At 47.4% G+C, this 21,705-nt stretch carries 23 protein-coding genes; 1 reads left to right on the top strand and 22 read right to left on the bottom strand.

Features of this window, described 5'->3' with window-relative positions:
- The 17 genes from RT269_RS23350 to RT269_RS23430 all read right to left on the bottom strand — a co-directional run.
- On the bottom strand, positions 1-1,409 hold a 1,409-nt coding region (locus RT269_RS23350), incomplete at its 3' end, for a fructose PTS transporter subunit IIA (protein ID WP_313186219.1).
- Between the two features lie 155 nt (positions 1,410-1,564).
- Entirely contained in the window at positions 1,565-2,320 is a 756-nt protein-coding gene (locus RT269_RS23355) for a MurR/RpiR family transcriptional regulator (protein ID WP_313186221.1), read from the bottom strand.
- Positions 2,321-2,384: 64 nt separating this feature from the next.
- The gene (locus RT269_RS23360; RefSeq protein WP_313186222.1) at positions 2,385-3,002 is read right to left on the bottom strand and encodes a dihydroxyacetone kinase family protein; all 618 of its coding nucleotides are present in this window, start codon (positions 3,000-3,002) and stop codon (positions 2,385-2,387) included.
- 87 nt (positions 3,003-3,089) lie between these two features.
- Positions 3,090-4,103: a dihydroxyacetone kinase subunit DhaK gene (locus RT269_RS23365; protein WP_313186223.1), complete on the bottom strand. Its 1,014-nt coding sequence runs from the start codon at positions 4,101-4,103 to the stop codon at positions 3,090-3,092.
- Positions 4,104-4,136: 33 nt separating this feature from the next.
- A complete protein-coding gene (locus tag RT269_RS23370; RefSeq protein WP_313186224.1) occupies positions 4,137-5,300 on the bottom strand; it encodes an iron-containing alcohol dehydrogenase in 1,164 nt (387 codons plus the stop codon).
- An 11-nt stretch (positions 5,301-5,311) separates the two neighbouring features.
- The gene (locus tag RT269_RS23375; protein ID WP_313186226.1) at positions 5,312-6,037 is read right to left on the bottom strand and encodes a CoA-transferase subunit beta; all 726 of its coding nucleotides are present in this window, start codon (positions 6,035-6,037) and stop codon (positions 5,312-5,314) included.
- 11 nt (positions 6,038-6,048) lie between these two features.
- Complete coding sequence (locus tag RT269_RS23380) at positions 6,049-6,861, bottom strand: CoA transferase subunit A (RefSeq protein WP_313186227.1); 813 nt, start codon at positions 6,859-6,861, stop codon at positions 6,049-6,051.
- A 31-nt stretch (positions 6,862-6,892) separates the two neighbouring features.
- Entirely contained in the window at positions 6,893-8,227 is a 1,335-nt protein-coding gene (locus RT269_RS23385) for a CoA-disulfide reductase (protein ID WP_313186229.1), read from the bottom strand.
- 21 nt (positions 8,228-8,248) lie between these two features.
- On the bottom strand, positions 8,249-9,373 hold the full coding sequence (locus RT269_RS23390; RefSeq protein ID WP_313186231.1) for an extracellular solute-binding protein: 1,125 nt from the start codon (positions 9,371-9,373) through the stop codon (positions 8,249-8,251).
- A 29-nt stretch (positions 9,374-9,402) separates the two neighbouring features.
- Positions 9,403-9,663 (bottom strand): EutN/CcmL family microcompartment protein, encoded by a 261-nt coding sequence (locus RT269_RS23395; protein WP_313186233.1) that lies wholly within the window; start codon positions 9,661-9,663, stop codon positions 9,403-9,405.
- Positions 9,660-10,316, bottom strand: coding sequence for a phosphate propanoyltransferase (locus tag RT269_RS23400; protein ID WP_313186235.1), 657 nt, complete (start codon positions 10,314-10,316; stop codon positions 9,660-9,662). The genes RT269_RS23395 and RT269_RS23400 overlap by 4 nt, the downstream gene beginning before the upstream one ends.
- Before the next feature lie 35 nt (positions 10,317-10,351).
- Positions 10,352-10,651 carry a BMC domain-containing protein gene (locus RT269_RS23405; RefSeq protein WP_025232812.1) on the bottom strand — a complete coding sequence of 100 codons (300 nt, stop codon included), beginning with the start codon at positions 10,649-10,651 and terminating at the stop codon, positions 10,352-10,354.
- Entirely contained in the window at positions 10,652-11,011 is a 360-nt protein-coding gene (locus tag RT269_RS23410; protein WP_313186236.1) for a BMC domain-containing protein, read from the bottom strand.
- A 21-nt stretch (positions 11,012-11,032) separates the two neighbouring features.
- A complete protein-coding gene (locus RT269_RS23415) occupies positions 11,033-11,311 on the bottom strand; it encodes a BMC domain-containing protein (RefSeq protein WP_313186237.1) in 279 nt (92 codons plus the stop codon).
- A 6-nt stretch (positions 11,312-11,317) separates the two neighbouring features.
- Complete coding sequence (locus RT269_RS23420) at positions 11,318-11,656, bottom strand: BMC domain-containing protein (protein WP_025232809.1); 339 nt, start codon at positions 11,654-11,656, stop codon at positions 11,318-11,320.
- Between the two features lie 16 nt (positions 11,657-11,672).
- Positions 11,673-13,094, bottom strand: coding sequence for an aldehyde dehydrogenase family protein (locus RT269_RS23425; protein WP_313186240.1), 1,422 nt, complete (start codon positions 13,092-13,094; stop codon positions 11,673-11,675).
- 9 nt (positions 13,095-13,103) lie between these two features.
- Positions 13,104-14,063, bottom strand: coding sequence for a class II aldolase/adducin family protein (locus RT269_RS23430; protein ID WP_313186241.1), 960 nt, complete (start codon positions 14,061-14,063; stop codon positions 13,104-13,106).
- A gap of 270 nt (positions 14,064-14,333) precedes the next feature.
- Here RT269_RS23430 and RT269_RS23435 point away from each other — a divergent pair, with 270 nt between their 5' ends.
- Positions 14,334-15,101: a DeoR/GlpR family DNA-binding transcription regulator gene (locus RT269_RS23435; RefSeq protein ID WP_313186242.1), complete on the top strand. Its 768-nt coding sequence runs from the start codon at positions 14,334-14,336 to the stop codon at positions 15,099-15,101.
- A 76-nt stretch (positions 15,102-15,177) separates the two neighbouring features.
- Here the strand turns inward: RT269_RS23435 and mtnA are convergent, their stop codons facing one another.
- From mtnA to RT269_RS23460, 5 genes are read right to left on the bottom strand one after another with little or no spacing between them, the layout of a single operon-like run.
- Positions 15,178-16,284: an S-methyl-5-thioribose-1-phosphate isomerase gene (gene mtnA, locus RT269_RS23440; protein WP_313186243.1), complete on the bottom strand. Its 1,107-nt coding sequence runs from the start codon at positions 16,282-16,284 to the stop codon at positions 15,178-15,180.
- 38 nt (positions 16,285-16,322) lie between these two features.
- On the bottom strand, positions 16,323-17,555 hold the full coding sequence (mtnK, locus tag RT269_RS23445) for an S-methyl-5-thioribose kinase (RefSeq protein WP_313186244.1): 1,233 nt from the start codon (positions 17,553-17,555) through the stop codon (positions 16,323-16,325).
- Positions 17,556-17,588: 33 nt separating this feature from the next.
- Complete coding sequence (locus RT269_RS23450; RefSeq protein WP_313186245.1) at positions 17,589-18,608, bottom strand: ABC transporter permease; 1,020 nt, start codon at positions 18,606-18,608, stop codon at positions 17,589-17,591.
- 1 nt (position 18,609) lies between these two features.
- A complete protein-coding gene (locus tag RT269_RS23455; RefSeq protein ID WP_313186247.1) occupies positions 18,610-20,121 on the bottom strand; it encodes a sugar ABC transporter ATP-binding protein in 1,512 nt (503 codons plus the stop codon).
- A gap of 42 nt (positions 20,122-20,163) precedes the next feature.
- On the bottom strand, positions 20,164-21,342 hold the full coding sequence (locus RT269_RS23460; protein WP_313186248.1) for a sugar ABC transporter substrate-binding protein: 1,179 nt from the start codon (positions 21,340-21,342) through the stop codon (positions 20,164-20,166).
- Between the last annotated feature and the right edge of the window lie 363 nt (positions 21,343-21,705).

Raw genomic sequence — 21,705 nt, forward strand, 5'->3', positions numbered from 1 at the left:
AAGTATACCATAATTCCGATGATGGCGCCAAGAAGGCCGGCATTGGACCCGCTCATATTTCCCAGCACCTGGAACAGTGCCTGATTCAGCCATGCAACTGGTTTTCCAAGCAAGAAGATAATAACAATTCCAACGATTAACGTACTGCATACAGGATAGACCCAAAATGAAACAAACCCTGAAAAGATGCCTTTTGCAGGAATGTACTTCCTTAAGGCCCTCACCGTATAGCCGGCAACCAGTCCACCTAACATGCCGCATAAAAATCCGCCGTTAATCAGGTTCGCAGCAATTCCGGCAGCAAAACCAGGAGCCAGGGCTGTCTTGTCTCCAAGGGAGTAAGCCATATAGGCAGAAAGCATGGGGATCATCAGTGTGCCAAGGGTATTACCGCCCATTTTTCGAAACAGCCACAGCCAGCTGTTATCCAGATTGTATAAATCCTGCAGCCCAAATCCCTGGGCAATTAATACTGCAAACGCATTGATCATACCGCCTGCAACAATGATCGGAATGATGTAGGAAACTCCGGTCAGCACCGCCTGTTTGACTTCACTTCCAAAGCTTTGTTTTTCTTCATCCCTGCTTCCCGTATATTCTCGTTTTTCCTGGGTTTCTGCTTTGTCAAGCGCTGCCCTTATGATACCCTTGGCATCTTTTAGGGGCGCGGATACTTTTGTTTTATAAACCGGAAGGTGATCAAACCGTTCGGAATCCTTTACAGCCACATCAACCGCAAAGATCGCAGCATCCGCTTTCTCTAAGTGCTCTGCGGTGTGGCGGCCCTCCACGCCATTTGCCCCCTGTTTTTCCACATAAACCTTAACTCCCATTTCTTCTCCGGCTAAAACCAGGGCTTCGGCAGCCATATAGGTATGGGCAATTCCTGCCGGACAGGCCGTCACTGCTACAATTGATTTTTTATATGTTTTGTTTAAATCCGCTTTCACTGGTTCATAGGAAAGATTTTTATAGAATTCCTGACTCGTCTTGGACGAAAGAAGGTTCTCGAGATAACGATGATCCGATATCTTAGTCATCAGCTCCGCCAACAGCTCCAGATGGGTACTTCCTGCCTCTGCCTCCGGGATCGCCAGTAAAAATACATAACGCACTTTGTTATCCGGAGTCAGGCTCTCCCAGTCTTCTATCGGCTCCTTAATGGAAGCAAATGCAAATGCTGCAGCATTGACCGTCCTGCTTTTTCCATGGGGAATTGCGATCCCCTTATCAATTCCGGTAGCGGATAAGCATTCCCTCTCTTTTACTGCCTGATAAAAATCTTCTTTTGACTGAATCTTTTTTTCTTTATAAAGCTTTTCAATCAAAGCACGGATCGCCTCATCTTTGCTTTTATAGCTGCAATTCAAAGCAATCAATTGTTCACTTGTTACCCCTTGAAGATTCATAACCCTTCCTCCTTATTTCTTTTTAAGAACACTATAGCACTTATTTTAACAAAAACTGTATTTTGGTCATTTGCACACAGGTTTTCAAATGAGTATGATACAAATACACAAAAACAGGTATTGTTTTCATACAATACCTGTTAAAGAAAGATTAACTAAGCCTTATAATATGTATTCCAAAAATCTTCACTCAGCAGCCGCAGCAATACCATCAAACCACACCGGTCCGTTACATTATAATCATTTACAACCCGGTATTCTCCCCAGAAAAACAGCTGTAAGTCCGTCATATCAGCCAGTGGATTCTTGTTGAAATGAGTGATACTGATTGTTTTCATTCCCTTTGCCTTTGCCTTTTGCGTCAGCTCCAGAAGCCGTTCATTTTCTCCGCGGGCGCTTATGACAACCAGGACATCTCCGCTTCCTCCATGCTCCACGCAGTAAAACATATCATGAATATGAATTTCACATTCTACCTTTTTTGTAAAACACCGAAGGTTATTTTTCATCATTTCACAAAAGGGATAAGAATCCCCAAGTCCGGCAAATATGCAGCAGTCTGCATCCTTTAAGGTTTTCGATACCTTTTTGATCACATTTTCATCGATCGTATCCAGGGTTCTCACTATATTCTGCGGCAGGTGTTCCATAAGCTGATGAACCAGTGTCTTATCTCCATCCTCTGGTTTGTCCTCATTGTTCAAAGCATATTTAAGCTCAGAAAAACCACTGTACCCAATCTTTTTTGAAAATCTCATGACAGCATTCGGCGCAACGTAAATGTCCTCTGCTATTTTTCGTATTGACAGGTTCATGATCTCTTTCCTATGAAGATTGATATAGTCAATGATCAAATCATCTGTGTCATTGAGCCCAAATTCACGAGATAAAATCCGCTGTTGAAAGTTCATGTTTAAACCCCCTTACCGTTTCCTAAATTATAAAGAAGAAAAAGTAAAATAACAAGGCTTAATTTTATATGTCTGCAGCTGCCGTCATGATAAGCGCCGCCACAGCAGCCCCGGGATCTTTTAAGGATCGGGACGCTTCTCCTCTTGTTGCCGCTCTTCCATGAACGGCAATCATGGTCGTTGTACGTTCAAAACCTTCCCGTGCAGCCGCTGCTGCTTTCCCAAAAGCTTCTTTTAGGGACACTCCGGCTTCCACTTCAGCCTTAAGCACCTGCACTCCGGGATGAAATCCATCCAAAAAGGTCTTATCCCCTAATTTCGCCTTACCAAGATCAGCAACACCTGCTTCATAGGCTTCAAACAGGGAAACAACATCTGCACCGGACAATTCTGTCTTTCCTTTTAATGTCTTTCCGGCGCGCATCAGTCCTGCTGCCATCAACGTCCCCATGGTAGAAGGGACTTTATTTCCCATGGTCTTTCCTGCCTTGTACAATAGCTTGCCCAGATCCGGCTCCGATCCATCTGAAACCGCATCGTAGGCCGCCTGGAATCCATCCGTCATCGTAAGCCCTAAATCACTGTCTCCCACAACACTGTCCAGTTCAATTAAGCAGTTTCGGTTTTCCACCATGATCTTACTTATTCTGCCAAGCATGGCTATCAGTTCCTGCTGGTTCATATCAGCCTCCATTCTGCCGCTGATGCCGGCGGCATATATAATCGTGACAAACGGTATGCGCCTGTGCCATCTGCTCCAATAGGAGCTTTAGATAATTCCCTGCTTAAAGAATGGGGTATCAGCCGGAGCATCCAGGCAGCCCTTCAGTTCCTCATCCATTTTCAAAAGGGAAATGGACAAGCCTGCCATCTCAATGGAGGTCACATACTCACCTACATAATAACGGTGCACCTTGATTCCCTTCTCTTTAAGAATCAGATTGACCTTTCTCGCTACAATATACTGCTCGTCAAGAGGAGTAGCCCCCAGTCCGTTTACTAAAACCGCAACCTCATCTCCGGCGCAGTATGGAATATCTTCAAGGATTTTTTCCATCATTTCCGTTGTGATCTCATCTGCTGTCTCCAGTTTCCCCCGGCGGATTCCGGACTCACCATGGATTCCCATGCCGATTTCCATCTCATCCTCTCCGATTTCAAATCCCGGATGACCGACTCTCGGTACTGTACAGGGGGTAAGTGCCACTCCCATGGTCCTTACATTGGCAGCCGCTTTCTCTGCAATCCGTTTTACCTCCTGTAAATCCTTACCGGCCGCAGCAGCTGCTCCGGCGCACTTATATACAAAAAAGATGCCGGCTACTCCTCTTCTGGTGTTCTTTTCTCCTAAAGCTGCCTTGGGAGATGCCACATCTTCCCCTGCAACAACGCTTTCCACATGGATATCCTCTTCCATCTCTGCCATCTCTGCGGCCATGTCAAAATTAAAGATATCCCCGTTATAATTGCCGTAAATATAAAGAACACCTGCCCCGGAATCAATGCGTTTCGTTACGTTAAGCATCTGTTCCGCACTGGGAGACTGGAAAACATCTCCCACCGAACAGCCGTCTAACATGCCTTTTCCTACATAACCTAAAAACAGAGGAAGATGCCCCGAACCCCCTCCGGTTGCAATCCCTACTTTTCCCTCCACCTTATTGGAGGTAACCAGACAGCGCAAGTCACCTTCCGTATAAGTAACGTAGTCCGGATGAGCAAGGTAGATTCCCTCCAGCATCTCATTCACATAGTTTTCCGGTACATTAATCAGTTTTTTCATTTATTCCTTCTCCTTCCCACAATTTATTGCAGTTCAACCATATGCCTTCCGATACACTTCTATGACCTGCCCAAGTGTTGGTTTAAAGGGATTGTCCTCCATACAGGAATCCTTAAGCGCAATTTCCGCCAGAGCCTTAAAATCTTCTGGATTTACCTTAAGCTCTTTAAGATTTTGTGTAATCCCCACCTCCCTGGACAGACGCCTGATACAGGCCACCGTTTCCTTCACGGCTTCTTCCCCAGTCATGGCAGACGCCCCGGGAAGCTTAAGTCCCTCTGCCACCTTCTTATACCGTTCTGCGGCTTCCGGCCTGCTTCCATTAAATTCCATGACAAAAGGCAGCAAAACCGCATTGCAGATGCCGTGAGGCAGGTTCATAAGCCCTCCAAGAGAATGGGCCATGGCATGTACCATGCCAAGACCTGCATTGGAAAATGCCATGCCCGCGCTGTATTCCGCATAAGCCATCATTTCCCTGGCTTTTTCATTGCTTCCATCAGCCACCGCTTCCGGAAGATATGTACCAATCACCCCCATTGCCCAAAGGGCATCCTTATCCGTATATGGGGTTGCCCGTTTTGCCACAGCCGCTTCAACGGCATGGGTCATGGCATCCATTCCTGTGGAAGCCGTAAGGGCTTTTGGCATGCTCATCATGAGTTCCACATCATTAACAGCTATGGTGACCATACAGTTAGGGTCTACCATACACATTTTGGAATGTCTCACCGGGTCGGTCACGATATAGAACGACGTAACCTCAGAACCGGTTCCTGCAGTCGTATTCACCGCAACTATTGGCATTCCCGGATTAAGAGAACGGTCTGTCCCTTCATAGTCCGCCACCTTGCCGCCGTTTGCCATCACAATGCTGACTGCCTTTGCCGTATCTATGGCAGAGCCTCCGCCCACAGCCACCAAAAGATCTACTTCCAAAGCCTTCGCAGCCTCCAGGCAGTCACTCACAACCATGGTGGTGGGATTAGGCTCAACCAGGTAATAAATGGCATATTCCACCCCGGCCTTTAAAAGACAGGCTCCCACTTTGTCTCCGGTACCATTTTTATACAGGAAGGGGTCCGTAACGATAAGTCCCCGTTTAAACCCACGTTTCTTAAGCTCATCCGGCAGCAGTCCGATGGAACCGCGGCCAAAAAAGCTGGTCCCTACTGCATTGATCCTCTCAAGTGCCATAAATGGCCTCCTTAGAATTCTATATTTCTGAAATCTCCCGGATCGATCCGTTTCAGCGCGCTCAGCTCTTCCTTTGTAGGAAGGGGCGTATAGGCGATATGGGAGTATTTTATAGGAAATCCGGTATTTTCCTGTACCTCCTCTAAGCTGGAAGCCGGGTGGATGGTTTCAAGAACCATTTCCCCATGTTCCATTTTAAAGATGCATAAAGGGGTGATGATCCGTTCCACATTTCCCCTGGCAGTTACAAAATCCACCTGGTTCACAAAGGTGCGCTTGTCATGCTTTGTCCTCCAGAGAATCGCCCTCTTTGCCGTTGGTATGAGAACGGCACTGCCTGCTCCTCCCGGCATCCTCACCTTTGGTTTTTTATAGTCACCAATAACCGACGCATTGACATTGCCGTGGGAATCAAACTGGATTCCGCTTAAGAATGCCACATCTAACTCCCCTCTCATGGCCAGGTCAAATACTTCCATTAAAGGAAAATAGGCTGTGGCACGTTCCAAAAGCTCCGGGCCTGCACTGGTATACTTTTTAAGCCTCACCGGATCCGGGTCTGTACCGCCCGGAATATTCAAATGCACAGCTCCCGGCGCATGAAGCGCTTTAGCAAGCAGCAGCGCAATCATGGGCATATGGGAGGACACTCCATGAAACACCTTGCTGCCGTCAGGTATGAGGCGGGCCATGGCGCAGACCATAATATCGCAGACTCTGTATTTTTCTTCCATCATGTCACGCCCCCTTATCCTTTGTAGTCGGACGTTTCAAATGCCTTTAAATAGGCATCTAAGCCGTCCAGATCTTTCAGCCCTTTAAATTCCTTTAATTTCTTTCCGTCAATATCATAAGAACCCGGACAGGAACAGGGTGCAGCCCCTTTGGGAACCCTGACAACTGCTTCTACCAGAAAATGAGGAATATCCGCCTTTTTAGAGCTGCCGGTAAATGCAGATCCATGGACGATATTCTCTGTTGTCAGGATGACCCTTTTGGCTGCCCTGGAAAACAGAACATCCTCAAATAACGGTCCTGTGATCCTGGCATTCCCCTCTACATCCGCCTCCTGTACATGGATGACTGCAACATCCGGCCTTATGGCCTTTACCACTGTCACCGGCTCCTTTGTAAACGGATCCTCGACCCGTATAAAATAATTGTTGGCATCGATTAAGCCGCTGATCACAAGCCCCTTTACAGGCATGAATCCCACTCCGTAGCTGGCGGCGCGGAGCGCGGAGATCACCGTATAACAGGCGTGCTCATTTCCTTTCACAGCTCCGCTTTCAACGGCCCTGCGGTAATGTCCGGCCAGGGAATATTCACTTTCATAACTGATAAATCCGGCATCTACGCTGGAAACACAGCCTCCGAAGCAAAGCATGTCCACATCCATGGCTCCTGCAGTCTTTACCAGCTTTAAGCCCCCCTTTTTCTGACGCACCAGCTCCCGGACCATTGCCATGGGCGCCCGGTGGAGGACATTGCCGCCAAGGCCAAGGATATCCCCGTCATGGATCCGGGCCGCCGCCTCCTGCAAAGTCATTATTTTACTCATGATCTGACCTCACTTTCTATCCTGCACTCCTTTATTTCGCTGCATTGCAGGCAATCTGGATGGCATCCCATACGCCGGAAAAGGGAGGTGCATATATGAGATCCGTCATTCCAAGCTCTGCCGTTGTCATCCTGCAATGAATTGCCACAGCAAATACATCTGCCCGCAGCACAGCTCCCTTTTGTCCGCAGGTCTGTGCGCCAAGGAGCCTTTTTGTTCCTTTTTCATAGATCAGCTTTATGGTGATCGGCGTTGGATCCGGATAGTACGCCGGATGGTCATTTGCCTGGATAATCAAAGTCTTATAATCCTTGGAAAGACGTATGGCATCTCCTTCTCCCATACCCGTACGTCCAAGTTCCAGCCCGCACACCTTGATCGCCGCAGACCCAAGGGCACCGATAAACGATTCATGGCCCCCTGCTAAATTGGCGCCTGCGATTCTGCCGCATTTGTTTGCAACTGTCCCGAGAGCCAAAAAGCTGTCTTCCTCCAATACTTCATTATAGACTAAAATACAGTCTCCCGCCGCATACACATCCGGAATAGAGGTTCTCATCTCCCAGTCCACGATGAGTCCGCCGTTTTTCCCCATGGAGATTCCTGTGTTTTTCAAAAATTCCGTACAGGGCCGGACACCCACGGCAACGATTACCAAATCCGCATCGTAGGTTCCCTTATCTGTTTTCACACCTTTTACATAAAGACCGTCTCCATAAAACCCTTCCACCTTTTCTCCGGTGTTAAGCAGGACCCCTGACTTTACCAGCTCTTCATGGGCCAGGGCGGCAATTTCTTCGTCAAAGGGCATAAGGATTCTGGGAGCTGCCTCAAGAACGCGGACATTCTTTCCCAGATTCAAAAATGCTTCCGCACACTCCACTCCGATATATCCGCCTCCAACAATGACGATGTTCCGGATTTCCGGCATTTTTGCGTATTCCTTTAAAAAGATCCCGTCTTCCATGGACTTTAGTACATGGACCCCCATAAGCTCCCTGCCCGGAAAGGGAGGAACCACAGCCGATGCCCCCACAGCTATCATTAATTTATCGTAGGAATCCGTAAATTCCTGGCCATTTTCAAGGTTCTTTACAAGGACTTCTTTCCTTTCTACGTCAACGGATTGTACCTCGTGGCGGAGGAAGGTTTCTATGCCCATCTTGGTAAAGGTCTCCCGTGAACGGGCGATCATCTTGCGGTAATCATCGTTATAGTCTCCCACATAGTAGGGAAGTCCGCACGCTCCATAAGAGAGAAAACCTCCCCTTTCATAGACCGTTACTTTCGTGTCCGGGTCGACCCTGCGGATCTTGGAGGCGGCACTCATACCTGCCGCTACTCCTCCAATTATAATAATCTTCATGTTTTCTCCCTGATTATATCGTTACCGTTCGGTCATGCCATTTATCATTTTCCCGGCTTCCTTCATGGCTTCTTCTGCTGTCTTTTTTCCGGAAAACGCCTCATAGATCTTCTCATAAAGGACTCCGTTTTTCTCTCCAGCCTTTGACAGATGGGGAAGGGGTCTTGCAAGTTCCATCATCTTCTGCTGCACTGGAAACCAGGGGCAGTCACCGGCCCCTTTTAGATAGCTTCCTCTTCTTACAGGAGCGCCACTCTTTCTTCCCGCCCTCTGATCCACCTCCGGTGACCGAAGGTACGAAAGAAATTCCTCCGCAGCTTCTTTTTTCCTGCAGCTTGAACAGATTCCAAAGGACCATGTCACGTTCCAGGCCGTGGAAAAGGTGGAAAATCCCAAATCCTCTGGTTCCAGACAGCCTTCCTTAAAGACTTCTCCCATCTGACCGCTCCAGGTAACTGCCATAGCTGCTCTTTTTTGACGGATAGCTTCTGCAATTTCCCCGTTGCCGAAGCTTTCTGTACCGCCAACCGCACAGGTTCCCAGTTTCACATAGGACTGAAGACCCTTTACCGCATTTTCCTTTCCGCAGGCCGCAGATCCATCGGGATCATAAGCATCTCCTCCGTACATGCGCAGGAAGGGAAGGGCATCGGTAAATATCTCGGACTTATCAGCCTTCATGGCTACTGCCTGTTCCCCGCAGGCCGCCTTGTAAGCTTTTGCCGTTTCTATGTATTCCTGGGGGGCGATGACGCTTCCAAGCTCCTTACCCAATACCTGATGAAGCAGGCTTTTACGGTAGACGATCATATGTCCGTCACAGAAAGAGGGAGATAAATATGCCTTTCCCTTAAACTTCATTTCTTCAGCAATGACTGGAAGGATGTCTTCTTCCTCAAGCTCAAGTTCCGAAAGGTATCCGTTTTCTACAAAGTCACGAAGCCACAAATGGCCTGCAACCATGACAATGTCATAATCTGCTTCCCCGGCAAATGCTTTCATCATCATCGGATAGTAATCCGCCCAGGGCACGATATGAAAATCCACGTTTCCTCCATATCCGTCCATAATCCCCAGTTCTTTATCCAGATAACCTTCCACCGACGGATCTGCCACTGCCAAAACCTTAAGCGTTTCCTGTTCCATAAGCACTACCTCTCCTGTTGCAGTAAGCCTTACCTTCCCGGCTGCGGCGGCGCATCTACGATGCCAACGATATAGGCATCAATCGGGGCCGAGCGGTCAAGCGCATACTGAGTCGTATTGTCAGTGGTTACCAGTACCAGTTCCCCGATCCCTGCGCCAATGGTATCGGCCGCCACAAAAGTATCCTTCTGATCCCCATAATATGGTTCTACCAAAAGAAGCTTGAACCCAACTAAGTTCCTGCATTTTCTTGTAGAAACCACAGTTCCCTTTATTGTTCCTAATATCACCTGGCTTCTTCCTTTCTAATGGTTACCCATTGTCCCTGCTTTAACTGGAACGCATTGGCATCGTCTGTATCCACATGGAAATCCAGCCTGCTGTCACGGGTAACACGAATAAGTACATGACCGAGCACTCCGCCCTTTGGCCCATCAACGGAAACGCTTACCCGGTCCTGATCCGATACCCCAAACCACCGGGCATCTTCCGGCGTCATATGGATATGGCGGTCCGCAATTATGACTCCCTCTGTCAGGAGGACCTCTCCCTTTGGTCCTTTCAGCATTACCCCGGGAGTTCCCTTTAAATCTCCTGATGATCTTACCTGTGGCTGTATTCCAAGGATCCTGCAGTCACCGGAGGCCATTTCCACCTGGCTTTGTTTTCTCTCCGGACCCAGAATCCGCACCTTAGGAAGCGTTCCTGCCGGACCGGAGACAACAACCTGTTCTTCACAGGCAAACTGTCCCGGCTGGCTTAAAGCCTTTAAGGGAGTCAGCCGGTAGCCGGGTCCAAAAAGCGCTTCCACATGTTCCTTTGACAGATGCACATGCCTTGCCGAGATTCCTACGGGAACCTGGTAAGGCTGTGTGCTAAGCCTTTTCCAGTTATCCAGGACCAGTGTGGTTACCTTCTGAATCAGTTCTTCCCTGTTTTCCATTGTAAGCCTCCGCCTTTAAACACTTTCTGCTCTTTTTATTTAAGGAACGGAAGGATTCCGCCTATGGAATTATGGGGTCTTGGGATCACATGAACTGCTACTACCTCTCCCACTCTGGATGCCGCTTCCTCTCCCGCTTCCACTGCCGCCTTGACAGCTCCCACATCTCCCTGAACCATGACCGACACCAGACCTGAGCCGATTTTCTCGGTTCCCACCATTTCAACGTCTGCTGCCTTTAACATGGCATCTGCTGCCTCAATCGATGCGGTAAGGCCTCTTGTCTCAATCATTCCCAGTGCTAACATTCCCTTTTTTACTGCTGTCTCTGCCATTTACTTTTCCTCCTTAATTTTGTGCTCTTCTTCCTCTGGTTTTACAGAATTCTTTTCGTTTTCATGCCTGTCTATCATATTTAAAAGCTTCAATACCTCCGGATGAGGGTTTTCGATGGACACGGATACCTTTACATTGTCGTCTCCCACGATCCGTCCTGCCTCTCTGGCCGCCTCCACAGCGGCACGAACCGCCGAGGTCTCACCCGCTAATACTGTGTGGCACATCCTTCCTCCCAGCCTCTTGTGGCAGCTCACGATTTCCACTTCAGCCGCCTTTAAGGCCTGGTCGACCACCACAACGGTATTGGCATAATAATTGATTTCTAAAACCCCTATGGCGTTTCGGTTTGTTTTCATGACGCCCACCTTCGCTGATGTCTATTTGATCCTTGGCAAAATTTTGTCAATATCCTGGTGCGGCCTTGGAATCACATGAACTGCTACCAGTTCTCCGACTCTGGAAGCCGCCGCTTCTCCTGCTTCGGTGGCTGCCTTTACCGCGCCTACCTCTCCGGTCACAATAACGGTTACCAGACCGGAGCCGATTTTCTCGGTCCCTACAAGCTCAACGTCCGCCGCCTTTAACATTGCATCTGCTGCTTCGATGGATGCTGTCAAACCCCTTGTTTCAACTAACCCAATTGATGTGGATCCCATATCCTGCTACCTCCTGAAATTTATAATGTTTTCTTCCTCAAACGATACCTTTGTTATATGAGACAACGCTTTTGTTCCCTCATATGGTTTTTCGATCATCTCTACCAAAACCTCTTCCGGACTGTTAAACTTAAGAGCCGCCCTTTTTGCCGCCTCACAGGCCTCTTTCACATCATCGATTCCGCCTTCAAATTTCACCTGGACCGTAAGGGGAATGAATGCGGTCGCATCCTTTGGATTGATGGTGTCGATCCCGATGATCCTCACATTTGCTGCCTTGCAGGCCTTATCCATCGCATAAAGAACTGCGCCATATCCTGCACATTCCAAAAAGCCGATTGCCATATGTACCTTCCCCTCTCTAGATGATCCGCAGGCCTCCTTCTGCCAGCATGCACCTGCGTCTTCTGGTAAAGCTTCTTGCACAGGTAAGACCCTCTCCGGTAGGACCTGCGATCGTCATGGTCGTATGGCCCTCTCCGCCGATCCCCACCCCTTTTAAGGTTGAGCCGTTTTTCGTAAAGATGGTAGTCTCAATGACTTTTCCGAATTTGGTCATATTCTCAACGTTTCTGGAAAACATGGAGGCCGTATGGCGGTTGCCTGACTCTGCTGCCACTGCGCAATCCACACATTCCTCAAAAGTCCTTAAGCGCACAATGGGAAGTATGGGCATCAATTGCTCTACCATGACAAAGGGATGGCTTTTGTCTGTCTCGCAGATCAGAAGACGGACATCCTTGTGTCCGGAAACCCCAATTGCTTCTAGAAACAGGGCCGCATCCTTTCCTACCCATTTTTTATTCACTTCATAGCTGCCGTCTTTTTCAATCATGGCAAACTTAAAGATTTCATTTAACTCCATGGAATTAAGCAGGTACGCGCCTTCCTTTTCCATCTTATTCACCAGCTCATCCGCAACACGTTCCATGACGAAGACTTCCTTTTCCGCCAGGCACAGAATGTTGTTATCAAAGGAAGCTCCACGGTAAATTTCTTTTGCCGCAAGGTCTATATCCGCCGTATCGTCTACAATGACCGGCGGGTTTCCCGCGCCTGCTCCGATGGTCTTCTTTCCGGAGCGAAGCAGGGCATCTACCATGGGCATTCCTCCTGTACCAACCATGAGGCGGATTCTTGGATCAGCCGTCATTTTGCTCACGGCCTCCATGGTAGGTTCTTTCTGCATGGTGATTAAATTAGCCGGACCTCCGTTTTCCACAATGGTCTGATGAAGAAGCTTCAGACAGTGGGCACAGCATCTCTTCGCTCCCGGATGGACATTAAACACAACGGAATTTCCTCCGGCTATCATACTGATGGTATTATTGATCAAGGTTTCTGTGGGATTGGTGGATGGCGTAATGGCTCCGATTACCCCAAAAGGAGCACATTCTTCTATCATCAGTCCTTCATCTCCTGAAATGGCATCCGTGGTCAGGCATTCCACGCCAGGTGTTTTATCAATAACAGCCATATGCTTCTGGATCTTATCCTCAAAGCGCCCCATGCCGGTTTCTTCCCAAACCATCTTTGCCAGGGTTTTTGCATGGCTTTTTGCGGTCATTCGTATGGCTTCAATGATTCTCCGCCTGTCTTCTATCCTGTAATGCTCTACCCATTCACGCTGGGCCGTGTAGGCCGCTGTAATGGCATCCTCTACCCGTTCAAATACCCCATTTTCACTTTGGGAGGAAAAATAAGAAGGCTTTATCCCCCTGTTTTCTATGCCTGCAAGCACTTCCTTTACAATCAGTTCTATCTCTTTTGCCCCAATTTCCATGATTGCCTCCTAGTTTAGCTGCTCTATCACTCTTCTCACTACTTCGGCTATGATTTCCTTCTTTGCCTTACCTAAAGCTTCCGCCTCCACAGGCTTCTGTGTCTCTAAAGTCAAGGTCTTCTGTGTCACGCCGGTACAGCCGCAGCCGGAGACTGGCAGGCTCTCTCCCGGCCTTACAATGGATGTCACCCCTTTTAGTACCGGTCCTGTTCCTGTCTGCTCTGCCGGGCGGACATCTGCTGCCGTAACCACATCCTTCATATTCGTTACTTCTACGGAACACGGTGGAATCCCGCCTGCCGTGATGCCAAGCTTATGCCGGATATCCAGCAGCTTATCTACCTGATCGCAGGAAAGCAGATTCTGGCGGCCGATGATATTGCCTGTATACATCAATATAGTCGCATAATATTCAATGGATTCCAGCCTGTAAAACGCCTGGTGGATATCTTTTCCCCAGGTCAGCGCGCCGTGGTTTGCAAGAAGCACGCCATTGTGAGATTTCACAAAGGGCGCAATGGAATCAGGAACTTCCTCTGTACCCGGTGTGGCGTATTTGGCAACCGGGATAGACCCAAGCCCCAGAACCGCTTCCGTAAGGATCGCGGCATCCAGACTGATCCCGGCAATGGCAAAGCTGGTCGCCACCAAAGGATGGGCGTGGGTAACTGCCTGCACATCCGGATTTTCCTTATATACCCTTAAATGCATCTTAACTTCTGAGGAGGGCTTCCATCTTCCCATCAGCACTTTTCCGTTTAAATCCATCTTTACCAGCATATCCTGAGTCATAAATCCCTTTGATACCCCGGTCGGAGTCGTCCAGATGGTGTTCGGCCCTACCTTACAGCTGATGTTTCCATCATTCGAGGCTACAAAGCCTTTTTCGTACATGCGTCTGCCGATATCCAAAATTGCCTTTTTGGCCTCAAAATCAGACATGTACTTTACGCCTTGAACTGTCATCATATCTTTACCTCCAAAGTCCAAACAACTACATGTTCTTCCTGTCCGAACCTTCCTCTTTTATACTGTATTTTTACCATTTTTGTGTCCGTTTGTCAATGTTTTATGTTGTTTTATTTCTGTTTTTACTGTTTTATTTTTATTTCAACTATTTCTCCTTTACATTTAAACAAAATAATTATACAATATACATATATACCACATGATTTCTATGGTTTTGTATTGCATTTTATTTTAATTAACATTTATTGCCATAAAGAAAGGAATATGCCTATGTTAGCAGTAACAAGGAAAGCCAAGATCAAAGATATTATTTTAGAAAAGAAAAGCGTTACGGTGACCGAACTTTCCAAAATCTTTTCCGTGACCGAAGAAACCATCCGGCGGGATTTAAAGCAATTGGAGGATGACGGGTTCCTGACCAGAACATACGGCGGTGCATTCATACAAGATGGGGTTGAGAATAACGTAGAATTAACGATCCGGGAAACCGCATATATGGAAAGCAAGCAGGCTATCGCAAAAAAGTGCCTGTCCGTCATCCACAACGGTGACTCCATTTTCTTAGATGCCTCTACCACATCCCTGCAGCTGGCAAAAGCTCTCCAGGGGATGCGCCTTACCGTGGTGACAAACTCCCTGCTGATCATCAATGAACTTTATGACAAAGAAGATATCCGCCTCATTTCCATCGGAGGCTCCTATACGCCCCGGGACAAAGCCTTTGTAGGAAATACAGCAATCCGGAACTTGGAATCCTTTTACTTAGACAAGACCTTTATGTCCTGCAGAAGCGTTTCCATGGAACATGGGATCACCGATTCCAACGAAGCCATTGCAGCCATACGCCAGACACTGATGACCCGGAGCAATCACGTGTATCTGATCGCCGACCACTCCAAGTTCGATAAAACCTCATTTATCCGGATATCCGGTTTTGAAGCCATCAAAGGACTGGTCACCGACAAGCAGATGAATGAACAATGGAGAGAATATCTTTTAAAAAACAACGTAGAGCTTCTTGAAGCTGCGGAAGCATGATCTGATTTTGGCAAGAGGATGTCCCAGTTCCTATGAGACATCCTCTTTTCCTATGTAAGGTTCCGCCAACAACCGCTTACATTTCCTTTGCTTTCAGGGCTTCTTCCTTTTTCCTGAATATTTCTTTTAATGATTCTGTATAGGGCGCTCTGGCGATCCCGTATTCCGTCACGATCCCTGCGATCAGATCATTATCAGTCACATCAAATGCCGGGTTGAATACCTTTACGTCTTCCGGTGCCATCCGTTTTTTATACCACATTTCCACCACTTCCTCTGCCGGACGTTCCTCAATGTGGATCTCCTTACCGGTAAGAGTGTTCCTGTCAATGGTAGAGGTCGGGGCGCAGATATACATGGGCACACCGTAGCGTTTGGCTGCCAGGGCTACCATGGAGGTTCCGATCTTATTTGCAGTATCTCCGTTGGCAGCCACCCGGTCACAGCCTACAAATACGGCATCTATCCAGCCATTTCTCATGACGGTCGCTGACATGTTGTCGCAAATCACCGTGACATCAAGACCAGACTCCTTTAATTCGAAAGAGGTCAGTCTCGCTCCCTGAAGAAGGGGTCTCGTCTCGTCTGAAAAGATACGGAAGTTATAGCCTCTTTCGTGTCCCAGATACATGGGAGCTGTTGCAGTTCCGTACTTTACCGTTGCCAGCTGCCCGGCATTGCAGTGAGTCAGAAGACCGTCGCCCGGCTTTACAAGAGATAAGCCATATTCCCCGATCATCTTGCAGACCCAGATATCTTCTTCCCGGATCTCCATCGCCTCCTTATGAAGGAGCTCAACGATCTCAGGAACGGTTTTCTCTTTATTTTTCAAAACCACCTGTTCCATCCGTTTAAGTGCCCATGATAAATTGACGGCAGTGGGACGTGCGGAATCAAGATAGTCCTTTGCTTTTTGAAATTCTCCATAAAAATCATCAAAGCCATCTGCTTTGATCTCTCGTGCAGCCAGATAGATGCCAATGGCTGCCGCCACACCGATGGCAGGTGCCCCTCTTACTTTAAGAAGATAGATTGCATTCCAGATATCCTCCTGTTTTGTCAGGGAAAGGATTTCCGTATGATACGGAAGCTGCGTCTGGTCAATGATGACCAGGGCATTGTTCTTTTCATCAAGGGCAACGGTATCATAGTCCATGATGGATTTTTTTGTTTCTTCGCTCATTTGTTATCCCTTTCTTGTTACCGGCTTTCTATCCCGTATTACCGGCTTTCAAACTTACCTGTTGCCTCTTTTATTGCATTCAAATAATCTTCTCCGCTACGGAAGCTGCGGCGGTTCATGATATAATTCTTTGCCAGCGTAATGACGATCTTCTCGGCCCTGGCCCGTTTTTCCTCGTCGGGAATTGTGGTAATGTCAATGACATTAGCCATTCCTACGGTCCGGCGGATGGATTCAAGCCCTGCCACACCTGCAGTGTCAGAAAGGATGCCTTCCAGATACCACTCCTTAAATCCCGGGACCTTTGCCATGGGTTCCGTTACGTGCTCATCAAAGACCTTGTTGTACTTTTCAATGAATAAGTCCACAATGTCGGAAATCGTACTTAAGCACCAGCCGCAGAACTCCTCTTTTTCCCCTTCATCTTCTATGGTAGCGTCCCCGTTGCACCATGCAAAAAACATATTTGCAATAACATTGCCGATATCATAGCCCATAGGCCCGAAGAAGGCGAATTCCGGATCAAAGATGTAAGTGTGCTCTTTATTGATAAACACAGAGCCAGTATGTAAATCTCCATGAATCAGAGACTGGGCATTGTTCATGAACTCAAATTTCAGTTTGGCTGCTTCCAGATGCAAAGCCTGATCCTCGTACAGTTCCTTCTTTACAAAATCTGCATTAGGCGGAAATACATTGTTCCTTTGGTTGTAATCAATAAAGGGTTCGCTGTATACCAGATCCTCTGAAATCTCGCACAGGTCCGGATTGATAAAGCTTTTAACCAGCTCTTTTTTCTCTTTGTGTCCCAGGACAACATCCGTTGTGCGCAGAAGGGAATTAACCATAAAAGTGGTCACATGATCCGCAAATTTAGGATAAGTCTCATGTTCTAGCAGACCGGTCCGCATCATGGTATGGCCGATCATATCCTCCATAACCATGGCACACATGGTTCCGTCATATAAGTAAACCTTTGGAACCAGCCCCGGCGCATAAGAATCCTGGATCCCAAGAATCTTTGCTTCAATTCTTCCGCGGTCGGTGGAAACATGCATTTCTGCTGAAATACGAAGCGCTTCTCCTGCCTGCTTTACGATGATGGTTTTCCCGCTTGCAGGATCCTTTACACGAAACACGTAGTTTAAGTTCCCGTCTCCGATCTCCTTACATTCCAGCCTGGCATCCCCATCAAAATAGGTGAGCTTCTCCTTAACATAATCCGGTACCTCTTCCGCTTTCATCAAAAAATAACTGTCGTATTTAGACATTCCTGTCACCTTCCCCTGATCAATATAACGTTTTTAGTTTACATTTTTTGTCTTGCCGCTTGCATAGGTCATGGCAAGGGCAATGGCAAGCACCGCTCCCTTTATGATGTTCATGGCATAATATGGCACGGACATCATGATAAGGCCATTCTCCAGCATACCCACAAGCACCGCTCCCGCAAAGGTGCCAAAAGCATTGGCTTTTCCGGCGCCCAATACAGAAAACCCAATATAGGCCGCACACACAGATGGCATCAGGTATGCATCACCTGCTGAAATCTGCGCCGTTCCCACACGCGCCGCCAGACAGATTCCGCCGATTGACGCAAAGGTGGCTGACAGAAAGTATGCAAGGATCTTATACTTTGCTACCGGGATTCCGGAAAGCTGGGCTGCCTCAGGATTTCCGCCTACCGCATACATGTATCTGCCGTGTTTGGTATAATTTAAGAAAAAATATGCAAACAGCACCACACAGATCATGATGATAATCAGCCATGGTTCCTTTCCCAATGCCCGGAAGGCTTCGGGAACAAGACCGGGAGCCTGGGTCCCATCGGCGCGGGTCATACGCTCGGTGATGGCGCCGCCCTTGGAATAGGTCATGGAAACGCCCTGATACATAAACATTACGGAAAGTGCCGCGACCATATCCGGTATCTTGAATTTAACGATCAAAATGCTGTTGATGACTGCAACGCTTAAGCATATGAACACCGTAAGAATGATGGAAACACCTATATTGATATTGTGCCATACAAAGCACGTCATAACAAAAACATTGGCAAACTGAGCCGTAGCTCCAATTGACAGATCCATGCCGTTTACCGCCAGGGCAAACGTAAGACCGATTGCAATGATGGTGGTGATGGATACCGCACGAAGGATCGTGATCATATTAGACTGGGTCAGAAACATGCTCGCTCCCGTATCCTTGCTCCAGTTTCCAAACGTAAACAGGATGAACATGATAAGCATCGTTGCGATGGTACCCCATTTTGTCACAAAATCCCCAACGTTCCTTTTCTTTTTTACCTTCTCTGCCCCAGACATATCATTTACCTCCTGTCGAATAGTAAAGCAGTTCTTTTTCGTTGGTATCTGCTGCATTTAATTCTTTCATGATTTCTCCGTCATACATCACATAGATGCGGTCGCAGATACTTAATATTTCCTGGAATTCGCAGGTGGCATAAATGATACCTTTTCCCCTGGCGGCCAAGCCTTCAATCAGCTCATACATATCCTGCTTGGCTCCCACGTCGATCCCTTTGGTCGGCTCGTCAAAAATATAAACCTCCGAATCCTTATTCAGCCATTTTCCAACGACCACCTTCTGCTGGTTTCCGCCGGACAGCAGGGCAACAACCTGGTTTTCGGATGGGGTCTTGATTCCAAGGCCGCGTATCATTTTTTTGGCATCCTCTTTTTCCCGCTTCTTGTTTACTACAGAAAGACGGTTCGTATATTTTTCCATGGCCGCCACAGTGATATTGGATACAACGGGGTCCGAAATCAGGACGCCTTCTTTTCTCCGTTCCTCCGGAACCAGTGCAAGCCCATGTTTCACGGCCTGGGTAGGCCCCTTTGCCTTGATCACTTTTCCGTTTAGCTTCATGGTGCCGCCTGACTGCTGGTAAGCGGAAAATAAGGTCTTGCAAAGTTCTGTCTTGCCCGCGCCCACCAATCCTGCTACGCCGATAATCTCTCCTTTGCAAACGGTCATGTTGATATCTTTTACTTTCCCTTCTCTTTCGGAAAGGTTTTCTATCTCAAGCAACGGCCCGCCGATCTCGCACTTTTTCTTGATGTAATTATCCTCATAGCTACGGCCCAACATATATTCGACAAGAGTATTTACTTCCAGTTCTTTAGAAAGCGGCAGTTCGGTCACCAGCTTGCCGTCTCTCATAATGGTAATATTTTCACAAATCTCGTAAAGCTCACTTAACCGGTGGGAAATAAATACGACACCCACATTCTCTTTCGCCAGCTCACGGACCACCCGGAACAATTCCAGTGTCTCGGAATTGGAAAGAGGGGCCGTGGGCTCATCCAAAATCAGGAACCGGCACTTTTCCGCCACACATCTGGCTATGAGGACCATCTGTTTTTGTGCCAGTGTAAGTCCTGATACCTGTTTATTAATATCCACATCTACATTTAATTTCTTTAATACCGTTTCTGCTGCCTGCCTGATCTCTTTCCAGTGCACGATTTGCTTTCGCCCCATTTTATTGACCAGAGTGTTGAACATTACATTCTCAGCCACGGACAGATAGGGAATCAGCGCGGTGTCAACTTCCTGAAATACGATTTCTATCCCAAGATTTTTTGCGTCTTTGGGGCACCGGATTTCCACCGGTTCCCCTCCAACGTAAATTTGTCCTGTATAATGCGTATTGACGCCGGCAAGCACTTTCATCAAGGTGGACTTACCTGCGCCATTGGCTCCTACAAGCGCATGAATCGTACCACTTTTCAGACCAAAATCAACTCCATCCAAAGCCTTAACTCCAGGAAATTCGATGGATATATCTTTCATTTCAAGTTTTACTTCGGTCATGGCATCTCTTCCTTAATTATGTAATGAATACAGAGCGTTTCCTTAATTTACATATTTGTTCTTGATTGCGTCAGTATATAAAGCACCCTTAGGATCTTCGGCATCGCCCCAGCCATCAATGATGCTTCCTAAATCGCTCATGGTTGTCTGATCATTGAGCTGTGTTGTTTCGATGTTGCACGCATTTAAGTTAAAGTAATCCGGTGTCTCTTCTCCCATAAATTTAAGGGCTAAAAGACGGGCATCTACAATACCGATCAGTTTGGGATCAACGGCTGCGGTAGATTTCCATACATCAGGATTCTTTACCATTAACTGAATGTCATCGTTGGATACGTCAATGGTGTACATCGGGATATCGGTACGTCCTGCATCGTTTAATGCCTGTAATACACCCTTTGCCAGCTCATCGTAGCAGCCCCAGATGGCATCTACGGAACCTTCCGGATATTTCGGAAGAATCGCAGCAGTCTTGTTGGTCATATCGCCGCGGGCATTGGCTGAATCAGATGGCGCAATCACTTCCAGAGTCTGGATCTTGCCTTCTGCTTCCAGCTTGGTATAAATTTCGTTACGTCTGTCTAACGGAGGGATTCCAGGGCCCATGAAGGTCTTTAAAACTTTCATTGGGTACTTTCCGCCCTTTGCTTCAAACTCTTTCATCATGTAGCCAAGGGAAAGCTCGGCCAGCGCCTGATCGTTCTGAGCGGTGGAAGTTACTCCGGAAAGGAGCTCGCCGCTTGCATCGCCGCCCTTAAATGGCATGGTATCAAAGGTAACGACCTCCATGCCTTTGTCTCTGGCAGGCTTTAACATATCATAGGAATAGGACAGCTGTCCGTGAGACACGATAATTCCCTGATAATCTTTTGCAATAACCTGAGCCACAGTCTCCTGAGCCTTTGCATCATCGCCGTCCGTTACAAAAGTGTCTACGGTCCAGCCAAACTTCTTCCCTTCGGATACACAGCCGTCTAAAAACTGCTGGGTATGATCTCCTGCTGCCAGATTCCGTACAACGGCGATCTTCTTTCCTGCCAGAGAGCCTGTGGACTGGGCGTTTTCTACCTTCTCCGTTGTAGTCGCCGGTTCCGTCTTAGCAGCTTCCGTCTTTGCTTCTGTAGATGCCGGTGCAGCTGTTGCGGCTGTGCCGCTGCTGCCGCATGCAGTTGTTGACAATACCATTGCTGCTGCAAGCACCATTGCAAACCTCTTTTTCATAAAGTAAACCTCCTTTAAAATATAAAATATAGTTTTCTATTCCGGACACACCCAACCTGTCCTTCCTGTAGAAATTGTAGCATATTGTATCCGGTTTTGCAATATTTTTATTTGATTTTATTTATTTATTTTGTTTTATACTGTATTTCATTGTGTTTTATGTTGTTTTATGTCCTATTCAAGATGTATTTTTCATTATTATATATATCGACCCATTTTCTTCCAAACAAAACAGTATTAAACTAACAAAAAATATTTGTAATCAAACTCATCGCTGTTTTACTTATGTTTAAAGTGATGTATTAGTTGTATTTTTATCATTAAAAAGAGGGAAACAGCAGCCTGCAGGCCAGATCCAGTAAA

This window comes from Lacrimispora sp. (assembly GCF_032078915.1).
GTDB lineage: Bacteria > Bacillota > Clostridia > Lachnospirales > Lachnospiraceae > Lacrimispora.

Coding starts and splice junctions, on each gene's coding strand:
- RT269_RS23355 (WP_313186221.1), bottom strand. CDS start 2,320: ATGAACTTTCAACAGCGGATTTTATCTCGTGAATTTGGGCTCAATGAC.
- RT269_RS23360 (WP_313186222.1), bottom strand. CDS start 3,002: ATGAACCAGCAGGAACTGATAGCCATGCTTGGCAGAATAAGTAAGATC.
- RT269_RS23365 (WP_313186223.1), bottom strand. CDS start 4,103: ATGAAAAAACTGATTAATGTACCGGAAAACTATGTGAATGAGATGCTG.
- RT269_RS23370 (WP_313186224.1), bottom strand. CDS start 5,300: ATGGCACTTGAGAGGATCAATGCAGTAGGGACCAGCTTTTTTGGCCGC.
- RT269_RS23375 (WP_313186226.1), bottom strand. CDS start 6,037: ATGATGGAAGAAAAATACAGAGTCTGCGATATTATGGTCTGCGCCATG.
- RT269_RS23380 (WP_313186227.1), bottom strand. CDS start 6,861: ATGAGTAAAATAATGACTTTGCAGGAGGCGGCGGCCCGGATCCATGAC.
- RT269_RS23385 (WP_313186229.1), bottom strand. CDS start 8,227: ATGAAGATTATTATAATTGGAGGAGTAGCGGCAGGTATGAGTGCCGCC.
- RT269_RS23390 (WP_313186231.1), bottom strand. CDS start 9,373: ATGGAACAGGAAACGCTTAAGGTTTTGGCAGTGGCAGATCCGTCGGTG.
- RT269_RS23400 (WP_313186235.1), bottom strand. CDS start 10,316: ATGGAAAACAGGGAAGAACTGATTCAGAAGGTAACCACACTGGTCCTG.
- RT269_RS23405 (WP_025232812.1), bottom strand. CDS start 10,651: ATGGCAGAGACAGCAGTAAAAAAGGGAATGTTAGCACTGGGAATGATT.
- RT269_RS23410 (WP_313186236.1), bottom strand. CDS start 11,011: ATGAAAACAAACCGAAACGCCATAGGGGTTTTAGAAATCAATTATTAT.
- RT269_RS23415 (WP_313186237.1), bottom strand. CDS start 11,311: ATGGGATCCACATCAATTGGGTTAGTTGAAACAAGGGGTTTGACAGCA.
- RT269_RS23420 (WP_025232809.1), bottom strand. CDS start 11,656: ATGGCAATCGGCTTTTTGGAATGTGCAGGATATGGCGCAGTTCTTTAT.
- RT269_RS23425 (WP_313186240.1), bottom strand. CDS start 13,094: ATGGAAATTGGGGCAAAAGAGATAGAACTGATTGTAAAGGAAGTGCTT.
- RT269_RS23430 (WP_313186241.1), bottom strand. CDS start 14,063: ATGATGACAGTTCAAGGCGTAAAGTACATGTCTGATTTTGAGGCCAAA.
- RT269_RS23435 (WP_313186242.1), top strand. CDS start 14,334: ATGTTAGCAGTAACAAGGAAAGCCAAGATCAAAGATATTATTTTAGAA.
- mtnA (WP_313186243.1), bottom strand. CDS start 16,284: ATGAGCGAAGAAACAAAAAAATCCATCATGGACTATGATACCGTTGCC.
- mtnK (WP_313186244.1), bottom strand. CDS start 17,555: ATGTCTAAATACGACAGTTATTTTTTGATGAAAGCGGAAGAGGTACCG.
- RT269_RS23450 (WP_313186245.1), bottom strand. CDS start 18,608: ATGTCTGGGGCAGAGAAGGTAAAAAAGAAAAGGAACGTTGGGGATTTT.
- RT269_RS23455 (WP_313186247.1), bottom strand. CDS start 20,121: ATGACCGAAGTAAAACTTGAAATGAAAGATATATCCATCGAATTTCCT.
- RT269_RS23460 (WP_313186248.1), bottom strand. CDS start 21,342: ATGAAAAAGAGGTTTGCAATGGTGCTTGCAGCAGCAATGGTATTGTCA.